The sequence below is a fragment of the Synechococcus sp. CCY 0621 genome (assembly GCF_019038465.1).
GTDB lineage: Bacteria > Cyanobacteriota > Cyanobacteriia > PCC-6307 > Cyanobiaceae > Cyanobium.
In genome coordinates, this window is the sequence record NZ_JAFKRH010000010.1 from 38,959 (window position 1) to 55,948 (window position 16,990).

Genomic DNA, 16,990 nt, shown 5'->3' on the forward strand with positions numbered 1-16,990 from the left:
CGACGGCTGGCTAAGCCGCGACAGAGGGCAGCCTGCGGATCGAAGCGCCGGCGGCGTTGAGTTTGCCCTCGAGATCGGCATAGCCCCGATCCAGGAACTCAAGCCCCCGCACGGTGGTGATGCCATCGGCGGCGAGTCCCGCCAGCACCATGGCGGCGGAGGCGCGCAGGTCGGTGCCGTGCACCGGGGCACCGCTGAGGCGGGCGACCCCCTCGACGCAGGCGGTGTTGCCCTGCATGCGGATGTCGGCGCCCATGCGCTGCAGTTCGGCCACGTGCTGCAGGCGGTTCTCGAAGATGTTCTCCACCACCATGCTGGTGCCTTCGGCGGTGGCGAGCAGGGCCATGAAGGGGGCCTGCAGGTCGGTGGGGAAGCCGGGGAAAGGCTGGGTGCGCAGATCCACCGCCCGCACCTTGCTGGCGGTGATGATCAGGCCCTGGCCATCGGCTTCGATGCGACAGCCGGCCTCCTCGAGTTTGGTGATCACGGCGCCCAGGTGCTCCGGCAGGGCGGGGAACACCCGCAGGCGGGAGCGGGTGATGGCGCCGGCCAGCAGGAAGGTGCCGGCCTCGATGCGGTCGGGGATGACGGCGTAGTCAGCCCCGTGCAGCCGCTCCACCCCGACGATGGTGATCGTGGGGGTGCCGGCGCCGCGCACCTTGGCCCCCATGGCCAGCAGCAGCCGGGCCAGGTCAATCACCTCGGGCTCCTGGGCCGCGTTGTCGATCACCGTCTCGCCATCGGCGAGGGCGGCCGCCATCATCAGGGTCTCGGTGGCGCCGACGCTGGGACAGTCGAGGTGGATGTGGCCGCCGGTGAGACGGCGCTGACGGCCGGGCACCACGGCGGTGACCACACCGTGCTCGATGGTGACCTGGGCGCCGAGGGCCTTGAGTCCCTTGACGTGCTCCACCACAGGCCGGGTGCCGATCTGGCACCCACCGGGCAGGGGCACCTGGGCCATGCCCATGCGGGCCAGCAGGGGACCAATGCAGAAGAAGCTGGCCCGCAGGCTGTTGACCAGTTCGTAGGGCGGGGCGGCGGTGGTGATGTGGTCACCGTGCAACACGATGGCGTCGCCCCCCCGCTGCACCCGCACCCCCAGGGCGGCAAGGATCTCCCCCATCGCCGTGATGTCGGTGAGCGGGGGCACATTGCTGAGCCGCAGCCCGTCTTCCGTCAGCAGACAGGCGGCCATCAGCACCAGGGCCGAATTCTTGGCGCCGCTGACCCTCAGTTCCCCGTCCAGTCGCCGTCCACCACTGATCTCCAGCCTGGTGCCGGCGATGACCTTGACAGGCATGGGGGATACGGTCATGGACGGAAGTCCTAGTATCAATTTCTGGGGCATCTTGACAACGAATGATCCTGTCGTCTAGGGGGTCGCCGCTCAAACTGTCTTGTTCTTCCAGGTCTTTGCGGCGACGTTCCTCGGGGGCGGCTGCCATTGGACGCTCAAGCGGAGGTGCCCCACCGGTGATGATTTATGCTCCCTGGAGCGCCGCGGTTTCCGTGGCGGCTAACGCCCGCGGATGTGGCGGAATTGGTAGACGCGCTAGTTTCAGGTACTAGTGGCAGCAATGTCGTGGGAGTTCAAGTCTCCCCATCCGCATGATCACTCCATGATTGTTCTCAAGATCACCAACGCCTCCGATGTCGTCGCAGCGAACATCGGCAGGTTTCTGGAGCGACTCACTCCCGACGGCTACGACCAGACCAAGGTGGAGGACATCGTGATTGATCGTCTGGTCGCCAATCTCAAAGCGGAGGGCATTCGCGGTGAGGTGGCGGCCTTCAAGGGTCTTGATCTCAACGAGGATGACCTGGTCATCCACGATCACCTCAAGCTCCGGCGCCGCAAGACCATCTGACGGCCGTGGGCGCTCCCCCTGCGCTTCCCGGCCATCCCCCTGGCGGCGAGACGATTCGTAGTGTCCGCAACCCCCTCATCCAGGCGGTGCGGCGCCTGCACCGCTCCAGTGGCCGGCTGGAGCAGGGCCTGCTGCTCCTGGAGGGAACCCACCTGCTCCAGGAAACCCTCGGGCTTGGCCTGCGGCCCGAACTGGTGCTGGCCACCCCGGACTGGCTGGAGCGCCACGGCGCTCTGTGGGAGCGGCTGCCGGAGACCGGCCGGTTGCGGACCGCCAGCCCCGAGGTCCTGGCCGCTGCCGCCACCACCCGCCATCCCGACGGGGTGCTGCTGACCCTGGCCCTGGCCCAGCTGCCTGCCCCCGCAGCAGGAGGCTCAAGGCCGGGCTTTGTCCTCGCCCTCGACCGGCTCCAGGATCCGGGCAACCTCGGCACCCTGCTGCGCACCGCCCTGGCGGCGGGGGTGGATCAGGTGTGGCTGGCCGAGGGGGCCGATCCGCTGCAGCCCAAGGTGCTGCGGGCCTCCAGCGGAGCCGCCCTGGCCCTGCCGATCGAGCGGATGACGTCCGCCGATCTGCATCGCCGGCTGGCCGCGGCCCAGGGCGGCGGCCTGCAGCTGGTGGCGGCGATGGTGCCCGAGGCGGCTGGCACGGTGCGGCCCTACTGGGACCTGGACTGGTGCCGGCCCACGGCCCTGTTGCTGGGCAACGAAGGGGCGGGGCTGGCGCCGGAACTGGCCCGGCTGGCCGACCACTGGGTGACGATCCCCCACAGCCCCGCGGTGGAGTCACTCAATGTGGCGGCCGCAGCGGCCCTGCTGCTGCTGGAGCGCCCCCGCCAGGCCCACGGCCGGCCCGCGCCCTGACAGGGGAGAATGCCTCCACCCATGCAGCCCCATCCGGTGACCGCAGCACCCGCCACCCCCCCCTCCGGGTTCGATTTCGACGTCATCGTGATCGGCGCCGGCTATGGCGGTTTCGATGCGGCCAAGCACGGGGCCGACCACGGCCTGAAGGTGGCGATCGTGGAATCCCGCGACATGGGCGGCACCTGCGTCAACCGGGGCTGTGTCCCCTCCAAGGCCCTGCTGGCGGCCAGCGGCCGGGTGCGCGAACTGGCCGATGCTGAGCACCTCAAGGGGTTCGGCATCCATGCGGCGCCGGTGCGCTTCGAGCGCCAGAAGATCGCCGACCATGCCGCCCAGCTGGTGGCCACGATCCGCACCAATCTGACCAAGACCCTGGAGCGTTCCGGCGCCACGATCCTGCGGGGCAAGGGACGCCTCGACGGGCCCCAGCGGGTGGCGGTGCGGGAGGCCAGCGGGGTGGAGCGCGTCTACGCAGCCCGCGAGGTGATCATCGCCACCGGCTCCGATCCCTTTGTGCCCCCCGGCATCGAGACCGACGGCCGCACCGTGTTCACCAGCGACGAGGCCATCAACCTGGAATGGCTGCCCCGCTGGATCACGATCATCGGCAGCGGCTACATCGGCCTGGAGTTCGCCGATGTGTACACGGCCCTGGGCTGCGAAGTCACGATGATCGAGGCACTCGATCGGGTGATGCCCACCTTTGATCCGGACATCGCCAAGATCGCCGCCCGCCATCTGATTGACGGCCGCGACATCGACGCCCGCGCCGGCGTGCTGGCCAGCAAGATCACCCCCGGCTGCCCGGTGAAGATCGAACTGGTGGACATGGCCAGCCGCGAGCCGGTGGAGACCCTGGAGGTGGATGCGGTGCTGGTGGCCACCGGCCGGGTGCCGGTGAGCAAGGAGCTCAACCTGGCCAGCGTCGGCGTGGAGACCAACCGGGGCTTCATCCCGGTGGACGACGGCCTGCGGGTGCTGGCGAACGGTGCGCCGGTGCCCCATCTCTGGGCCGTGGGCGACGTGACCGGAAAGATGATGCTGGCCCACACCGCTGCCGCCCAGGGCACGGTGGCGATCGAGAACATCCTCGGCCACGCCCGCCGCATCGACTACCGCTCGATCCCCGCGGCCACCTTCACCCACCCGGAGATCAGTTCCGTGGGGCTCTCGGAAGCCGATGCCAAGGATCTGGCCGAACAGGAAGGCTTTGCCCTGGGCAGCGTGCGCAGTTACTTCAAGGCCAATTCCAAGGCCCTGGCCGAACTGGAGAGCGATGGGCTGCTCAAGCTGCTGTTCCGCAAGGACACCGGCGAGGTGCTGGGGGCGCACATCTATGGCCTGCATGCGGCTGACCTGATCCAGGAGATCGCCAATGCGGTGGCCCGGCGCCAGGGGGTGCGGCAACTGGCCAGCGAAGTGCACACGCACCCCACGTTGAGTGAGGTGGTGGAAGTGGCCTACAAGCAGGCCGCCGCCAGCCTGGCCACGGCGGTGGGTGCCTGAGATGGAGATCCGACGCCGCCCCCCCAACCCTTCGGTCCGGGTGGCCCACCTGGAGTTCGGCACCCCCCACCCGGAGGAGCGCCCCCGCCACATCCTTGAGGAGATCGTCTGGGAAAAGGACAGGGAGGTGACCGCCGCCCGCGAGCGGGTCAGCCTGGACGCGCTGAAGCAACAGATCGCGGACCTGCCCCCCACCCTGGATTTCTGCGGTGCCCTGCGCGCCAGTTGCCGCAAACCGGCGGTGATCGCCGAGATCAAGAAGGCCAGCCCCAGCAAGGGGGTGATCCGGGAGGATTTCGATGCCGTCGCCATTGCCAGGGGCTACGAAGGCGGTGGCGCCAGCTGCCTGTCGGTGCTGACCGACAAGCGCTTCTTCCAGGGGGGCTTTGACGTGCTGGTGGCGGTGCGCGACGCGGTGGCGCTGCCCCTGCTCTGCAAGGACTTCATCCTCAGTCCCTACCAGCTGTTCCAGGCCCGGGCCGCCGGGGCCGATGCGGCCCTGCTGATTGCCGCGATCCTCACCGACCAGGATCTGGCCTACCTGCTCAAGGTGGCCAGGGGCCTGGGGCTGGCGGTGCTGGTGGAGGTGCACGACGCGGCTGAGATGGAGCGGGTGCTGCAGCTGGAGGGTGTGAATCTGATCGGCATCAACAACCGCGACCTGGCCAGCTTCACGGTGGATCTGGCCACCACCGAACAGCTGATGGAACGCTTCGGCGAGCAGGTGCGTGCCCGCGGCGCCCTGCTGGTGAGCGAATCGGGCCTGTTCAGCCGCGCTGATCTGGACCGGGCCGTCGGCGCCGGTGCCGACGCGGTGCTGGTGGGGGAAGCCCTGATGCGGCAGGAGAACGTGACGGCGGCCCTGGAGACCCTGATCGGGGGCTGATGGCTCGGGCCGATTCGGCCTGCTCTCAAAGGACTTTCGATGCCTTCACGGTCAGCGGCCAATGCAGGCGCCGTGGTGTCTCCGATTCCCCCCAGGCGGCGGCCAGGGCCTGACGCAGATGGTCGATCGGGTCGCTGCCCAGGGCCTCGCGGTAGCGGGCGCTGGCCGACCAGCTGGAGCAGTAGCCGAGCACCTGCTCCAGGCTCCAGGCGATGTCCATGGCGAACGATGGGGCCTGCAGGCCTTCGAAGGGCAGTACCAGGTCGCGGTAGCCGTTCTCCACCAGCGCCTTTTCGGCTGGCCAGTAAGGACCAACGATGTCGGCGTAAAAGTGCTGCAGCTGGCCGTCGGCCGTCTCGCCCTCCAGGTGAGGAATGCCGTAGCTCCAGACGGCCAGGACGCCGCCGGGGCGCAGCACCCGTTCCACCTCTGCGAAGAAGCGGGGCCGCTCCAACCAGTGCAGGGCCTGGGCGACTGTGACCAGATCGATGCTGTTCGCCTCCAGCCCGGAGCGCTCTGCCGCCGCCAGCCGGTAGTGCACGCGGGGATGGGGGCTGGCGGCGGCGAGCTGGCTGGCGCTGGCGTCGGTGGCCACCACCTCGCTGAAGTGGCCGGCCAGGCCGATGGCGGCCTGGCCCGTACCGGTGGCGCAGTCCCAGGCCCGATGCCGGCCCGGTGCCACCGCGGCCAGCCACCCGAACAGGGGCGGCGGGTAGGTGGGGCGGAAGTGGGCGTAGGTGCCGGCGACGCTGCCGAAGTGATCGGTGAAGGGTTGGCTCATCGCCCCACGGGCAAAAAAATGCCGTCTGCGCCCCTGCCTAGCAGCAGGGAACGCCAACGGCACATCGTTGATGGAGTGTGGGGTGCTCAGACCTTGCGGCTGTAGAACTCCACCACCAGCAGTTCGTTGATCTCGAGGGCGACCCATTCGCGCTCGATGCGGCCGCCCACCTTGGCGGTCATCTTGGCCTTGTCGAACTCCAGGTGGGGCGGGATGTTGGCCAGGCCGGGGAAGGCCAGGTTGGCTTCGGCCAGGGTCTTGCTGCACTTGCGCTCGCGGATGGCGACCACGTCGCCGGCCCTGCACTGGTAGCTGGGGATGTCCACCACGCGGCCGTTCACGGTGACGTGGCCATGGTTCACCAGCTGGCGGGCGCCGGGAACGGTGGGACCGAGGCCGAGGCGGAAGCAGATGTTGTCGAGGCGGTTTTCGAGCAGCTTGAGCAGGTTGGTTCCGGTGGAACCCTCCTGGGCACGGGCTTTCTTCACGTAGCGCACCAGCTGACGTTCGGAAATGCCGTAGTTGAAACGCAGTTTCTGCTTTTCTTCGAGACGGATCGCGTATTCGGAGCGCTTGCGACGGGCTTGGCCGTGCTGACCGGGGGGGTAAGACCGTTTGGCGGCCTTACGGGTGAGACCGGGAAGGTCCCCCAAGCGCCGCGTGATCCTCAGGCGAGGGCCGCGGTAGCGAGACATAAGGGATGGTGACGGAGGTGGACGTTGCGGCCCTGGGGCCAGACGGGGCGGTTCACGGTTGCGGCATGCTGGGAGAACCCGGATGCCTGCGCGTGCAGCGCCAACCACCCACCCTAAGCGGCGACGGTCCCTCAGCGGTTGCGTCGACACTCTCGTCCGCCGTGGCGGCCGTGTTGCTGGCCCTGATCGGCGCCTACCGCCGCTGGCTCTCCCCCCTGCTGGGCCCCCGTTGCCGCTTCATTCCCAGCTGCAGCGCCTATGGGCTGGAGGCGATCGGCCGCCATGGTCCCTGGCGCGGCGGCTGGCTCACCCTGAAGCGGATCGGCCGCTGCCACCCCTTCACCCCCTGCGGCTGCGACCCGGTTCCCGATTGATGCAGGAGCTGTTGCTGTTCACACGCCAGGGCTGCTGCCTTTGCGAGGGCCTCGAGGAGAAGCTGCGGGCCCTGGATCCCCCGCAGCCCCTGCAACCGATCGACGTGGACACCGATCAGGCCCTGCAAGGGCGCTATGGGCTGGCCGTTCCCGTGCTGGCGGTGGCGGCCAGCACAGACGCTCCCTTCCGCGAGCTGCCGCGGGTGTCCCCCCGCTTGGCGGGAGCCCAGCTGCAGGCCTGGCTGATCAAACAGGGCGTCCGCTGAGCGTCACGCTATGAAAGGCGCCAGCTTCGTCCCGCCGGACGCCGCCGGCGCCGCCATGTCACCGCTGCTTCAGCCGCTCCTGCATCAGGTGGGCCTGCCGCCGCTCCCCGACCCCACCGGTGCCCTGGCCCAGGCGGCGGTGAGCGGCGTCAGCTGCGATTCCCGCCGCGTCGCCCCCGGCAGCCTGTTCGTGGGCCTGCCCGGCACGGCGGTGGATGGCGGCAGCTTCTGGCCCGAGGTGCTGGCCGCCGGTGCGGTGGCGGCGGTGATCGGGCCGGCGGCTGCTGCTGCCCGGCCCCCGGCCCCCGGCGATCCGGTGCTGGTGGTGGAGCCCCCCCTGGCCCGCTGGGCCGGCCGGCTGGCGGCGGAGTTCTGGGGCCAGCCCAGCGGCCGACTGGCGCTGATCGGCGTCACCGGCACCAACGGCAAGACCACCACCACCTATCTGATCGAGCACCTGGCTGCCGCGGCCGGCCGGCCGGCGGCCCTGTTCGGCACCCTGCAGAACCGCTGGCCGGGTCACAGCGCCACAGCCACCCACACCACTGCCTTCGCCGATCTGCTGCAGGCGGATCTGGCCCAGGCGGCGTCAGCCGGCAGCGCCATCGCCGCGATGGAGGTGAGCTCCCACGCCCTCGACCAGGAGCGGGTGGCCGGCTGCCGCTTCGCCGGCGCGGTGTTCACCAACCTCACCCAGGACCACCTCGACTACCACCCGTCGATGCAGGCCTACTTCGAGGCCAAGGCCCGGCTGTTCGCCCCGGAGCTGCTTGCAGGCGGCGCCGTGGTGAATGTGGACGACCCCTGGGGGGCCCGCCTGGCCGAGCGGTTGGCGGGGGCCGGCCCCTGCTGGCGCTGCTCCCTGGAGGATCCGTCGGTGGAGCTGCACATCAGCGATCTGCTGATGGGTGCTGAAGGGGTGAGCGGCCGGCTGCACAGCCCGTCAGGCGAGGGGCTGTTCCGCTCGCCCCTGGTGGGACGGTTCAATCTGATGAACCTGCTGCAGGCGGTGGGGGCCCTGTTGCAGCAGGGATTGCCCCTGGCCCAGCTGCTGGACGGCCTGGCCAGCTTCCGGGGCGTGCCGGGGCGCATGGAGCGGGTGGGTGGCCCGGCGGGAGTGGCCCTGCCGGCGGTGCTGGTGGATTACGCCCACACGCCTGACGGCCTTGAGAGCGCCCTGGCGGCCTGCCGGCCCTTCACCGATGGCCGGCTGATCTGTGTGTTCGGCTGCGGCGGTGACCGCGACCGCAGCAAACGGCCCCAGATGGCCGCCATTGCCGCCCGCCTGGCCGATGCGGTGGTGGTCACCTCCGACAACCCCCGCACCGAGGACCCGCAGCGGATCCTCGATGACGTGGTGGCCGGGATTCCAAGCGGCACCGAGCTGGTGGTGGAGGGCGACCGTGCCGCCGCCATCGCCGCTGCCATCGCCGCCGCCGCGCCGCAGGATCTGGTGCTGATCGCCGGCAAGGGCCATGAGGACTACCAGATCCTCGGCACCACCAAGGTGCATTTCGATGACCGGGAGGAAGCCGCCAGGGCCTTGAGCGTCCGCGCCGGCGGTTGAGCCGGCTTTGCCACGTGATCCACACGAATCCCCGGGTGGGGTTCCGTTCGGGTGTAACTTCCCGATGAAACTGACCGGTGTATATGTCCGCTTCGATTCCCATGCCGAAGAAGTTCCTGGCGGAACTGATCGGCACCTTCTGGCTGGTGCTGGGAGGTTGCGGCAGCGCCGTGCTGGCGGCCGTGTTCCCCTACGACAACGCCGCCGCCAACCCCCTGGGCCTGGGCTTCCTGGGCGTCTCCCTGGCCTTCGGCCTGACCCTGCTCACGGCCGTTTATGCCATCGGCCATATCTCCGGCTGCCACATCAACCCGGCGGTGAGCTTCGGCCTTTGGGCTGGCGGCAAGTTCCCCGGTTCCGGCCTTCTGCCTTACATCGTCGCCCAGGTGCTGGGTGCGGTGATCGCTGGCGGCGTGATCAAGCTGGTGGCCAGCGGCCGTCCCGGCTTTGAGTTGGCTGGCTCCAACCCCTTGGCCACCAATGGCTTCGGTGCCCACTCCCCCGGCGGCTACAGCTTGCTGGCCGCCCTTGTGATCGAGGTGATTCTCACCTTCATCTTTCTGCTGGTGATCCTGGGGGCCACCCACAAGCAGGAGCTGGGCGCCATCGCCGGTGTGCCGATCGGCCTGTCCCTCACCCTGATTCACCTGATCAGCATCCCGGTCACCAACACCTCGGTGAACCCGGCCCGCAGCACTGGCGTGGCCCTGTGGGTGGGCGGCGAGGCCATCGGTCAGCTGTGGCTGTTCTGGCTGGCCCCGATCCTGGGAGCCCTGCTGGCGGGCTGGTTCTACCGGGCCTTCTTTCAGCCCGCCGAAAGCTGAATCAGCTCAGCCAGCTGAGTCAGCAGCCGCTCCACCTCCTCAGCCGTGCTGACCAGGTGGGTGCAGGCCCGCAGGCAGCGGGGGGATTCCAGGGTTCGCAACCAGGTGCCCCGGTCCCCCAGCTGCTTGACGACAGCCTCCGGATCCAGGGGGGCACCCTTGGGATCCGCCATGGTGAAGCTCACCAGCCCCGCCGGCGGGGGCACCGCCAACAGGGTGTGGATACCGGGCATCTGTTGCAACCCCTCCCACAGCTGGCTGCTGCGACGCCGGATCGCCGCCAGCCTTGCGTCAGCATCGCCTTCGGCCTCCAGCAGCTGCAGTGAGCTGTCCAGCCCGGCGAACAGGGGGGTGCAGGAGGTGGCCACCTCGAAGCGGCGGGCGTCGCGGTGGTAGCCGCCGCCTGCGCCGGGTCCGTCGTGCTCCAGGGTGCGCCAGCCGATGAGGGTGGGGCTGCTCGCCTCCAGCAGCCGCTGGGAGACCGCCACCGCACCGAGCCCTTCGGGACCGCAGCACCACTTGTGGCCGGTGCAGGCATAGATATCGGCGGCGGCGGCCGCCTCGGCCACCGGCAGACTCCCCAGGGACTGGGCCGCATCCACCAGTAGCCAGGGGTGGCGGGGATAGCCGGCCAGCCGGGCCGCCACCGCCGCGATCGGCATCGTCTGGCCGGTGTTCCAGAGCAGGTGGGAGAGCACGACCAGCCGGGTGCGGGGGGTGAGGGCCGCCTCCAGCCGCTGGCCCACCGCCGCGGCTGTTGCGTCCGCGTCACCGGTGAGATCCGCCACCGCCAGGGAGGTGACCCGCAGCCGATGGCGCCGGGCCAGCTCCTCAAGGGCGGCCACCACGCCGTAGTGCTCGGCATCGCTCACCAAAAGTTCGTCGCCCGCCTGCCAGGGCAGGCCCCAGAGGGGCAGCACGCAACCCGAGGTGACGTTCTCGGTGAAGGCCACCCGCTCCGGCACCACGCCGAACCAGGCCGCCAGCCGCTGCCGCAGCCCTGAGACCGTGCGGTTCACGTAGGGCCAGACGTTGTCGCTGAACGGTCCCAGCTCCTGGATGGTGGCGAAGGACGCACTGATCGCCGCCAGCGATGGGGTGGGCAAGGGGCCCTGGCCGCCGTAGTTGAAGTAGAGCTTGTTGCCCAGGGCGGGCATCAGATCCCGCAGGGGGATGGGGGGCTCAATGGGCAAGGCAGACGACCATGAATGGAAGAAAGCATGGCAGTGGATTCCTACGGCTGGGCAAGGACTCCGGCGGGATGGACACGGACGTTTTGCTCGACGCTACCCACTGGAATCCAGCCCCAGGCCTTCCTCGGGGGCAGGAACCACGCCCCCCACCCTGCCTTGCGGCTCAGTCCATGCGAGCAGCCCGGCTGATGGATCAGTCATTCACGGCAAGGGCGCATCGCTTCTGGCCGTTGATGCGTTTCCTCAGTCTGCGGCTGTAGCCGAAGGCCACACCGATGCCGACAACAGGGAGTGGGCCAGGAACCCTCGCGACGACGTCGCTGTATAAGGCATTGCCCACGTTCTGATACAGGGCCGTGGTTGGATGGAGTTCATCCCAGAATATGCGCCGACCGGCTACCTGCGGATCGCTCAGGCAGGCGAGATCGCGGATGCAGGGCACCGAGGAGTCATCCAGGCCATAGGCATTCGGGTCGTCATAGATCCTGTTGGTTAACGCGTAGAAGTCGAACAATTGCAGGTCGGATCCAGCCAGAGTCGGCCGGATGGCATCCAGTGCACCCTTTAGAGATGCATTGAAGATGTTGGAAAAGAGCGTGAGCGTCTGCGATTGTGCTCCTGCCCCTGGGATACGACCCAGATCCGGGGAATTGAAGACAAGAATATTGCGTGCACCACGCTGATAGAAATCCGCAACAGTTGAGACGTTGTTGGTTACCGCGTTGGCGATGATCTGTTGAAACACCTGTACGCCCACCTCGGGTGGTGGGGCCTGGATCGTCGGGGGTCCCGGCTGCAGGCTTGCGTCGAAAGTTCCCACCAGATCTCCCGTGGTGTTGTTGTAGAGCACGTCATTGGGGAACAGCTCGATCACGAACAGCGACGTGGCTGGATTAAAAGCCGGGTCCGATGCGATGAAGGCCTCCCGCTGCCAGGCATTGCCGAGATTCTTGAAGTAGCCCGGAATCACCGAACCCAGGTCTGGTGACACGCCGTTGTTGTTGCCCACGCCGCTGCTGGCTCCACCAATCGCGTAGTTGGTGCCTCCGGCCAGGGAGGGCCGGAACGGAGCCAAAGGGTTGCTGACACTGTAGAAAGGGTCGCTGGGGTTGAAGCGATTCCACAGATATTCCACGGATGTCGGCCCATTGCTGAATCGCCCATCCGCATAGGGTGGCGGTGGAAAGCTGATGGTGCCACCGGATTGCATCTGGGTTCTCAGGCCCGCGTTGCCACCGTCAAGGACGCTATCTCCGATCACAAAAAGCTTGTCGAGGCTGGCAATTCGTGCCAGTGCAGGCAGCGGAGCGAGCAGTGCTGTGCAGGCAGTAGCTATGCCAAGCCATTGTGAAATGGTACGCATGCCTGCATCTTGAAATGTTCTCTAGGACTCTACGCACAGAGCAAGAAATCCCTGAACTGATGCATCACATCAGCTGATCAATCTTTGTTGCGATGATGTCGGTAATTCGGCTGCAACGGCTGTTCGCTGTTTCTCGCACGATCCATGTCGCGTGGAACGAGTGCCGGCCATACACCGGAGGGTTGCTGTTCGGTGAGGCGGGAGGTGCTGATCTGCCAGCACCCTCCACCTTTCCTCCTCATGGAGCTGTGGCCACCGGAGGGCGATGCCGCTTCCGTTTCAGTTGCTGGAGATCACTTGGCCCACCACCACGGCCGCCACGGCCGAGAACAGGGTGATGCCTAGCGCCGTGAGGGGGCTCTGGCCCTGGGCCACCGCCAGGGTGGTGATCACGCCGGCCCCGAGGCTGGCCACGGCGAGCTGAGACGTGAGTTCACTGCCGGTGCGGGGGCTGGGGCTCGGGGTCACGGCGGCTTCGTCACGGTTGATGGCCTGACGCTACGGGCGATGAATCGTTCGTCACGGTCACCCGCTCAAGCTGTTACCAGGCGTGGTGGTTCTTCATGAAGCCGTTACATCGAATATCTTCCACTTTCGTGCCGATTGGCCTTACGAAAGCCGGCCGGCCCCGGAAGCAGGCCGGGCGCGGCCACTGCTGGCCCAGCTGCGCAGGGCCTCCAGTTGCTCCCTGGCCGTGCGCGACAGGGGCACCACCTGGCTGGCGGCGGCGATCAGATCGGCTTCCCCGAGTTCGCGGCCCTCGCCGAAGGCCAGGTGCATGGCCTCGATCACGGTCTGCTCCAGCTCGGCGCCGGAGAACTCGGCGGTGCGGTCCACCAGCACCTCCAGCGGAATCGTGTGGGCCGGCCGCCGCCGCCGCAACTGCAGATCCAGGATCGCCCGGCGTTCCTCGGCATCCGGCAGTTCCAGCAGGAAGATCTCGTCGAAGCGGCCCTTGCGCAGCAGTTCCGCCGGCAGCCGTTCCACCGCATTGGCGGTGGCCACCACGAACACGGCGCTGCTCTTCTCGGCCATCCAGGTGAGCAGGCTGGCCAGCACCCGTTGGCTGGTGCCGCCGTCGCTGCGACCGTCGCCACCGCCGAAGCCCTTGTCGATCTCATCGATCCAGAGCACGCAGGGGGCCATGGCCTCGGCCCGCTGGATCATCTCTCTGGTGCGCGCTTCACTGGCCCCCACCAGGCCCGCGAACAGGCGCCCCACATCCAGCCGCAGCAGTGGCATCGCCCAGCTGTGGGCGATCGCCTTGGCGGTGAGCGATTTGCCCGTGCCCTGGGGGCCAATCAGCAGCACCCCCCGGGGCAGGGGCAGGCCGTAGCGCTGCGCCTCTTCGCTGAAGGCGCGGTGGCGTTGCTCCAGCCAGTGCTTGAGGGTCTCCAGGCCGCCGATGTCGGCGGGGGTGGCTTCGGTGGGGCAGTACTCCAGCAGTTCACTGCGGGCGATGGCCTGACGTTTCTCCTCCAGAACCTCCGTCAGGTCTTCAATCCCCAGCTGGCCCCGCTGGGCCAGGGCCCGGGCCGCCAGCTGGCGCACCCGCTGCTCGCTCAGCCCGTGGCAGGCGGCCGTGAGCTGCTCGAGCACTCCCGGGGCCAAGGGCTGGCCGCTGGCCTCGGCGATCGCCCGCAGCAGGCGGCCGATCTCGCGGGCCTCAGGCAGGGGCAATTCCAGCAGGGTGACGCTGTCTTCCAGCTCCCGCGGCATCTGCCACTCGGGGGCGCTGATCACCAGGGTGTGGGGCACCTGCCGCAGGCCCGCGGCCAGGTTGCGCAGCCTTCGGCAGATCCCTGGATCATCGGCATAGCGGTGGAAGTCCTTCAGCAGCAGGATCGCCCCCTGCTCCGGTGGGAGCCCGTCCAGGCCGCTGAGAGCGGCCATGGGCTGACGCACGGCCTGGCCCTGCAGGTTGGGGGCCCCCGCCAAGCCGCCGATGAAGTCCCAGCGCAGCAGGGTGCGCCCCCCCAGGCGCTCGGCGGCCCGTTCCAGCAGCCCCTCCACCCGCTCCTCCTCCAGGCTGCGGATCCAGAGGATCGGCGTGCGGGAGCGGATCAGAAGATCCAGCTGATCGGCCAGGTCGTGGACCATGGCTCAGCGCAGGGAGCGAAGGGCCGCCCAGCGGGGATCACCTTCCCCTGCGTCGCTGGCGTCGCCTGGGGGCCGCGGCGGGCCTGGACAGTCGGCCCCGCAGCGGTTCACCAGGGGCAGCTGCAGGCTGAGCTGTTCGAACAGCCAGCGCTCCGGATCGAAGCTGCCCCCCGGATCGAGGCACTCCACCGGATCCTCGGCCGCGAACACCACCTCCTCCTCCTCTGGACCCGCCACCGCGATCTCCAGGAGTTCCCGGGCCTTGGCCGTCAGGGCGTAGTTGTAGGTCTGCAGACAACGGTCGCAGCAGAGCGTGATGATCGTTTCGGCTGAGCCCTCCACCTCGAGCACCGTGCCGTGATGGATCGCCCGCATCTGGCCCCGCACCGGGGTGAGGCTGGCCAGCCCGGCGATGGGCTGGTCGATCGGCCAGTTGCGGCCCTCGCCCAGCAACCGCAACTCCTGCAGGGGCAGCGGCTGCAGCCGGGGAGTCATTTCTTGGCCTTGGGCTCGAAGGGCAACCGGCCTCCGCCACCACCGGCCGTGGCCGTGGCCGGCTGCTGGGCGAGCTGCTTGTCGAGGATCGCCTGCAGGTTGTCGGGCAGGGCCTCACGGGTCAGCAGGAAGGTCTGGACACCCTGGAACACGTTGGCCACCACCATGTAGAGCAGCACTCCGGCGGGAAGCGGGAAGAACAGGAACATCGCCGTGATCATCACGGGCGTGATCTTGTTGGCCGTGGCCTGCTGGGGGTTGGCGGGCATGCCCATGCCCGAGAGCAGCTGGGAGGCGAACAGGGAGGCGCCGAAGGCTCCCACCAGGATGGCGATGTCCCAGTTGATCGCCCCATCGGTGTAGAAGCCCACCTGGCCGAGGGCCTTGATGAACAGGAAACCGCTGCGTGCCGCCAGGCCTGGAATGCGCGCCTCGACGGTGGCGTCGCCGGGGGCCAGGGCCGTGATGTTGCCCTGGTCATCCACCAGGACCACGCCCTCGCCTTTGGTCACCACCCAGCTGGGGGTGAAGCTGTCGCCGTGCTCCACGGTGCCCAGCAGGGAGGCAAAGCTGGTGCCGTCCTTGCCGTGCAGCTCCACCTTGGTGCTGTCACCGACGCCAAGCTTGGTGCCCCCGTCGAGGCTGGCGATCACGGGAACGTGCTCGGTTTCGCTGATGAAGATGGAGTGGCTGGCGCTGTTGAAGGGCTTGGTTTCCACCGCCGCGATCTCCTCGGCCGGCAGCACCTTGAGGTTGACCGGGTAGGGGACATCGGCGAACGGCGATCCCCGCAGGGTCGCGAACAGGGCGAAGAGGATCGGCATCTGCACCAGCAAGGGCAGACAGCCCGACAGGGGGCTGCCGAACTCCTTCATCAGGCCGCCCAGTTCTTCCTGTTGTTTCTGGGGGTTGTTGGCGTACTTGGCCTTGATTTCCGCCTGGCGCTGCTGCATCACCGGCTGGGCGATGCGCATGCGCCGGGCGCTGCGGATCGAGCCGGCGCTCAATGGGAACAGGGCCAGGCGGATGACCACGGTGAGGGCCACGATCGCGAGCCCATAGCTGGGGACCAATCCGTAGAAGAAGTCGAGGATCGGGAGCAGCAGGTTGTCGGAGATGTAGCCGATCACGGCAGGGGTTCGCTGGGGTGGGGACTCTCGGCAGCCAGTGTGCCCGACCGGGGAGACCGGATGGGGGTCAGGTGCTCAGGCGCTTTCACGGGCCGGGGGGGCGAAGCCGGCCGCACCGGTGCCACCGGGCGTGCGGGGGGCGGCTTTGCTGCGGCTGTCGCGACGCTCTTCGATGTAGGTCTCGAGCTCACGGAAGCGCGGCACCGCACGCATTTCGAGCTTGGCGCCATCGTTGAGGACCAGCACCATGTCGCCCCAGGCGCCGAAGCCCCGTGGGACCGAGCGCACCTCGCGGATCTGGCTGTAGACCACCTGGGTGCGATCACGGCCGAGCCAGCCGCCACTGACGCTGATGCGTCGGCTGGTGATGCGGAACCGCAGCCACAGGGCCCGCACGATGGCTCCAACGGCAAAAGGGATGCCGATCAGCGTCAGGCCGAACAGCAGGTTGATGACCAGGTCGCCCTTGGCGGGTCCTCCTTCGTAGAAGACCGTTTCATTGATCTCAAGCTTGTTCTCCACCCTGTCCTCCGGGGTCAAGGAGCAATCCTGCCTGGCGCAGCAGATGGGTGCATTCTCCCAGCAGCTGGGCCTCGCCGCGTTCCAGGCAACCTGGCTTGAGCGTGATCAGCAGCCAGAGCGGACTGGCCGGTGCCGGGGGGTGGCGCAGCAGCTGGTCGTGAAACAGGCGCCTGAGGCGGTTGCGGCGTACCGCCAGCTTGCTGACCTTGCTGCTGACCACGATCCCGCAGCGCCAGGGGCTGGGGCGTGGCGGTGTGCCGGGCGGGAGCAGGGACGGGTCCGCGGCAAGAATGCGCAGAACCAGGGCCGGGCCCTGGAACCGGCGACCCTGGCGGTAGAGGCGATCAAAAACCCGTCGGCCCCGGAGCCGGTGTTGCTGTGGCAGGGCCATGGCCCCTCACGGTCAGCCTCAGACCGCCAGGCGGGCACGACCCCGGCGACGGCGGGTGCGGATCACGCGACGACCCGTATGGGTGCGCATCCGCACCCGGAACCCGGAAACCCGCTTGCGCTTGCGGCTTGTCCCTTCGAGTGTGCGCTTCGTCATGCTG

Annotated in this window: 20 protein-coding genes and 1 tRNA gene; 9 read left to right on the plus strand and 12 right to left on the minus strand. The window is 68.4% G+C overall.

Annotated features, from left to right (window positions below; genetic code table 11):
• Window positions 1-10 precede the first annotated feature (10 nt).
• Window positions 11-1,318, minus strand: coding sequence for a UDP-N-acetylglucosamine 1-carboxyvinyltransferase (gene murA, locus KUG43_RS02215; RefSeq protein WP_216905612.1), 1,308 nt, complete (start codon window positions 1,316-1,318; stop codon window positions 11-13).
• Between the two features lie 210 nt (window positions 1,319-1,528).
• Between murA and KUG43_RS02220 the strand changes: the two genes are divergently transcribed.
• From KUG43_RS02220 to trpC, 5 genes are all read left to right on the plus strand, one after another.
• A tRNA-Leu gene (locus tag KUG43_RS02220) sits at window positions 1,529-1,612 on the plus strand.
• A complete protein-coding gene (locus KUG43_RS02225; protein ID WP_502988571.1) occupies window positions 1,581-1,871 on the plus strand; it encodes a DUF8653 family protein in 291 nt (96 codons plus the stop codon). The genes KUG43_RS02220 and KUG43_RS02225 overlap by 32 nt, the downstream gene beginning before the upstream one ends.
• A gap of 5 nt (window positions 1,872-1,876) precedes the next feature.
• On the plus strand, window positions 1,877-2,734 hold the full coding sequence (locus KUG43_RS02230) for a TrmH family RNA methyltransferase (protein WP_216905616.1): 858 nt from the start codon (window positions 1,877-1,879) through the stop codon (window positions 2,732-2,734).
• A gap of 21 nt (window positions 2,735-2,755) precedes the next feature.
• Window positions 2,756-4,243 (plus strand): dihydrolipoyl dehydrogenase, encoded by a 1,488-nt coding sequence (locus tag KUG43_RS02235; RefSeq protein WP_216905618.1) that lies wholly within the window; start codon window positions 2,756-2,758, stop codon window positions 4,241-4,243.
• A gap of 1 nt (window position 4,244) precedes the next feature.
• A complete protein-coding gene (gene trpC / locus KUG43_RS02240) occupies window positions 4,245-5,129 on the plus strand; it encodes an indole-3-glycerol phosphate synthase TrpC (protein WP_216905620.1) in 885 nt (294 codons plus the stop codon).
• Between the two features lie 25 nt (window positions 5,130-5,154).
• Here trpC and KUG43_RS02245 read toward each other — a convergent pair whose 3' ends face one another.
• Entirely contained in the window at window positions 5,155-5,910 is a 756-nt protein-coding gene (locus tag KUG43_RS02245; RefSeq protein WP_216905622.1) for a class I SAM-dependent methyltransferase, read from the minus strand.
• Between the two features lie 86 nt (window positions 5,911-5,996).
• Window positions 5,997-6,605: a 30S ribosomal protein S4 gene (rpsD, locus tag KUG43_RS02250; protein ID WP_216905624.1), complete on the minus strand. Its 609-nt coding sequence runs from the start codon at window positions 6,603-6,605 to the stop codon at window positions 5,997-5,999.
• 65 nt (window positions 6,606-6,670) lie between these two features.
• Here rpsD and yidD point away from each other — a divergent pair, with 65 nt between their 5' ends.
• The 4 genes from yidD (at window position 6,671) to aqpZ (ending at window position 9,636) form a co-directional block, all read left to right on the plus strand.
• Complete coding sequence (gene yidD / locus KUG43_RS02255) at window positions 6,671-6,979, plus strand: membrane protein insertion efficiency factor YidD (protein WP_216905903.1); 309 nt, start codon at window positions 6,671-6,673, stop codon at window positions 6,977-6,979.
• Entirely contained in the window at window positions 6,979-7,245 is a 267-nt protein-coding gene (locus KUG43_RS02260) for a glutaredoxin family protein (protein WP_216905626.1), read from the plus strand. Before yidD ends, KUG43_RS02260 begins: the two co-directional genes overlap by 1 nt.
• A 55-nt stretch (window positions 7,246-7,300) precedes the next feature.
• Window positions 7,301-8,812 carry a UDP-N-acetylmuramoyl-L-alanyl-D-glutamate--2,6-diaminopimelate ligase gene (locus tag KUG43_RS02265; protein WP_216905906.1) on the plus strand — a complete coding sequence of 504 codons (1,512 nt, stop codon included), beginning with the start codon at window positions 7,301-7,303 and terminating at the stop codon, window positions 8,810-8,812.
• 101 nt (window positions 8,813-8,913) lie between these two features.
• Window positions 8,914-9,636, plus strand: coding sequence for an aquaporin Z (gene aqpZ / locus KUG43_RS02270; RefSeq protein ID WP_216905628.1), 723 nt, complete (start codon window positions 8,914-8,916; stop codon window positions 9,634-9,636).
• Here the strand turns inward: aqpZ and KUG43_RS02275 are convergent.
• The 9 genes from KUG43_RS02275 to rpmH form a co-directional block, all read right to left on the minus strand.
• On the minus strand, window positions 9,618-10,793 hold the full coding sequence (locus KUG43_RS02275) for an aminotransferase class V-fold PLP-dependent enzyme (protein WP_216905908.1): 1,176 nt from the start codon (window positions 10,791-10,793) through the stop codon (window positions 9,618-9,620). The genes aqpZ and KUG43_RS02275 overlap by 19 nt on opposite strands.
• Before the next feature lie 229 nt (window positions 10,794-11,022).
• Window positions 11,023-12,192: an SGNH/GDSL hydrolase family protein gene (locus KUG43_RS02280; protein WP_216905630.1), complete on the minus strand. Its 1,170-nt coding sequence runs from the start codon at window positions 12,190-12,192 to the stop codon at window positions 11,023-11,025.
• A gap of 279 nt (window positions 12,193-12,471) precedes the next feature.
• Window positions 12,472-12,660: a hypothetical protein gene (locus KUG43_RS02285; protein WP_216905632.1), complete on the minus strand. Its 189-nt coding sequence runs from the start codon at window positions 12,658-12,660 to the stop codon at window positions 12,472-12,474.
• A 141-nt stretch (window positions 12,661-12,801) separates the two neighbouring features.
• Window positions 12,802-14,292 (minus strand): Ycf46 family AAA ATPase, encoded by a 1,491-nt coding sequence (locus tag KUG43_RS02290; RefSeq protein WP_216905634.1) that lies wholly within the window; start codon window positions 14,290-14,292, stop codon window positions 12,802-12,804.
• A 3-nt stretch (window positions 14,293-14,295) separates the two neighbouring features.
• Window positions 14,296-14,787 carry a YceD family protein gene (locus tag KUG43_RS02295; RefSeq protein ID WP_216905636.1) on the minus strand — a complete coding sequence of 164 codons (492 nt, stop codon included), beginning with the start codon at window positions 14,785-14,787 and terminating at the stop codon, window positions 14,296-14,298.
• Window positions 14,784-15,917 carry a membrane protein insertase YidC gene (yidC, locus tag KUG43_RS02300; protein WP_216905638.1) on the minus strand — a complete coding sequence of 378 codons (1,134 nt, stop codon included), beginning with the start codon at window positions 15,915-15,917 and terminating at the stop codon, window positions 14,784-14,786. Before yidC ends, KUG43_RS02295 begins: the two co-directional genes overlap by 4 nt.
• A 75-nt stretch (window positions 15,918-15,992) precedes the next feature.
• Window positions 15,993-16,457 (minus strand): PH domain-containing protein, encoded by a 465-nt coding sequence (locus tag KUG43_RS02305; RefSeq protein WP_216905640.1) that lies wholly within the window; start codon window positions 16,455-16,457, stop codon window positions 15,993-15,995.
• Window positions 16,423-16,830, minus strand: a complete 408-nt coding sequence (gene rnpA / locus KUG43_RS02310) for a ribonuclease P protein component (RefSeq protein WP_216905642.1) — start codon at window positions 16,828-16,830, stop codon at window positions 16,423-16,425. Before rnpA ends, KUG43_RS02305 begins: the two co-directional genes overlap by 35 nt.
• 18 nt (window positions 16,831-16,848) lie before the next feature.
• Complete coding sequence (gene rpmH, locus KUG43_RS02315; RefSeq protein WP_015108935.1) at window positions 16,849-16,986, minus strand: 50S ribosomal protein L34; 138 nt, start codon at window positions 16,984-16,986, stop codon at window positions 16,849-16,851.
• Between the last annotated feature and the right edge of the window lie 4 nt (window positions 16,987-16,990).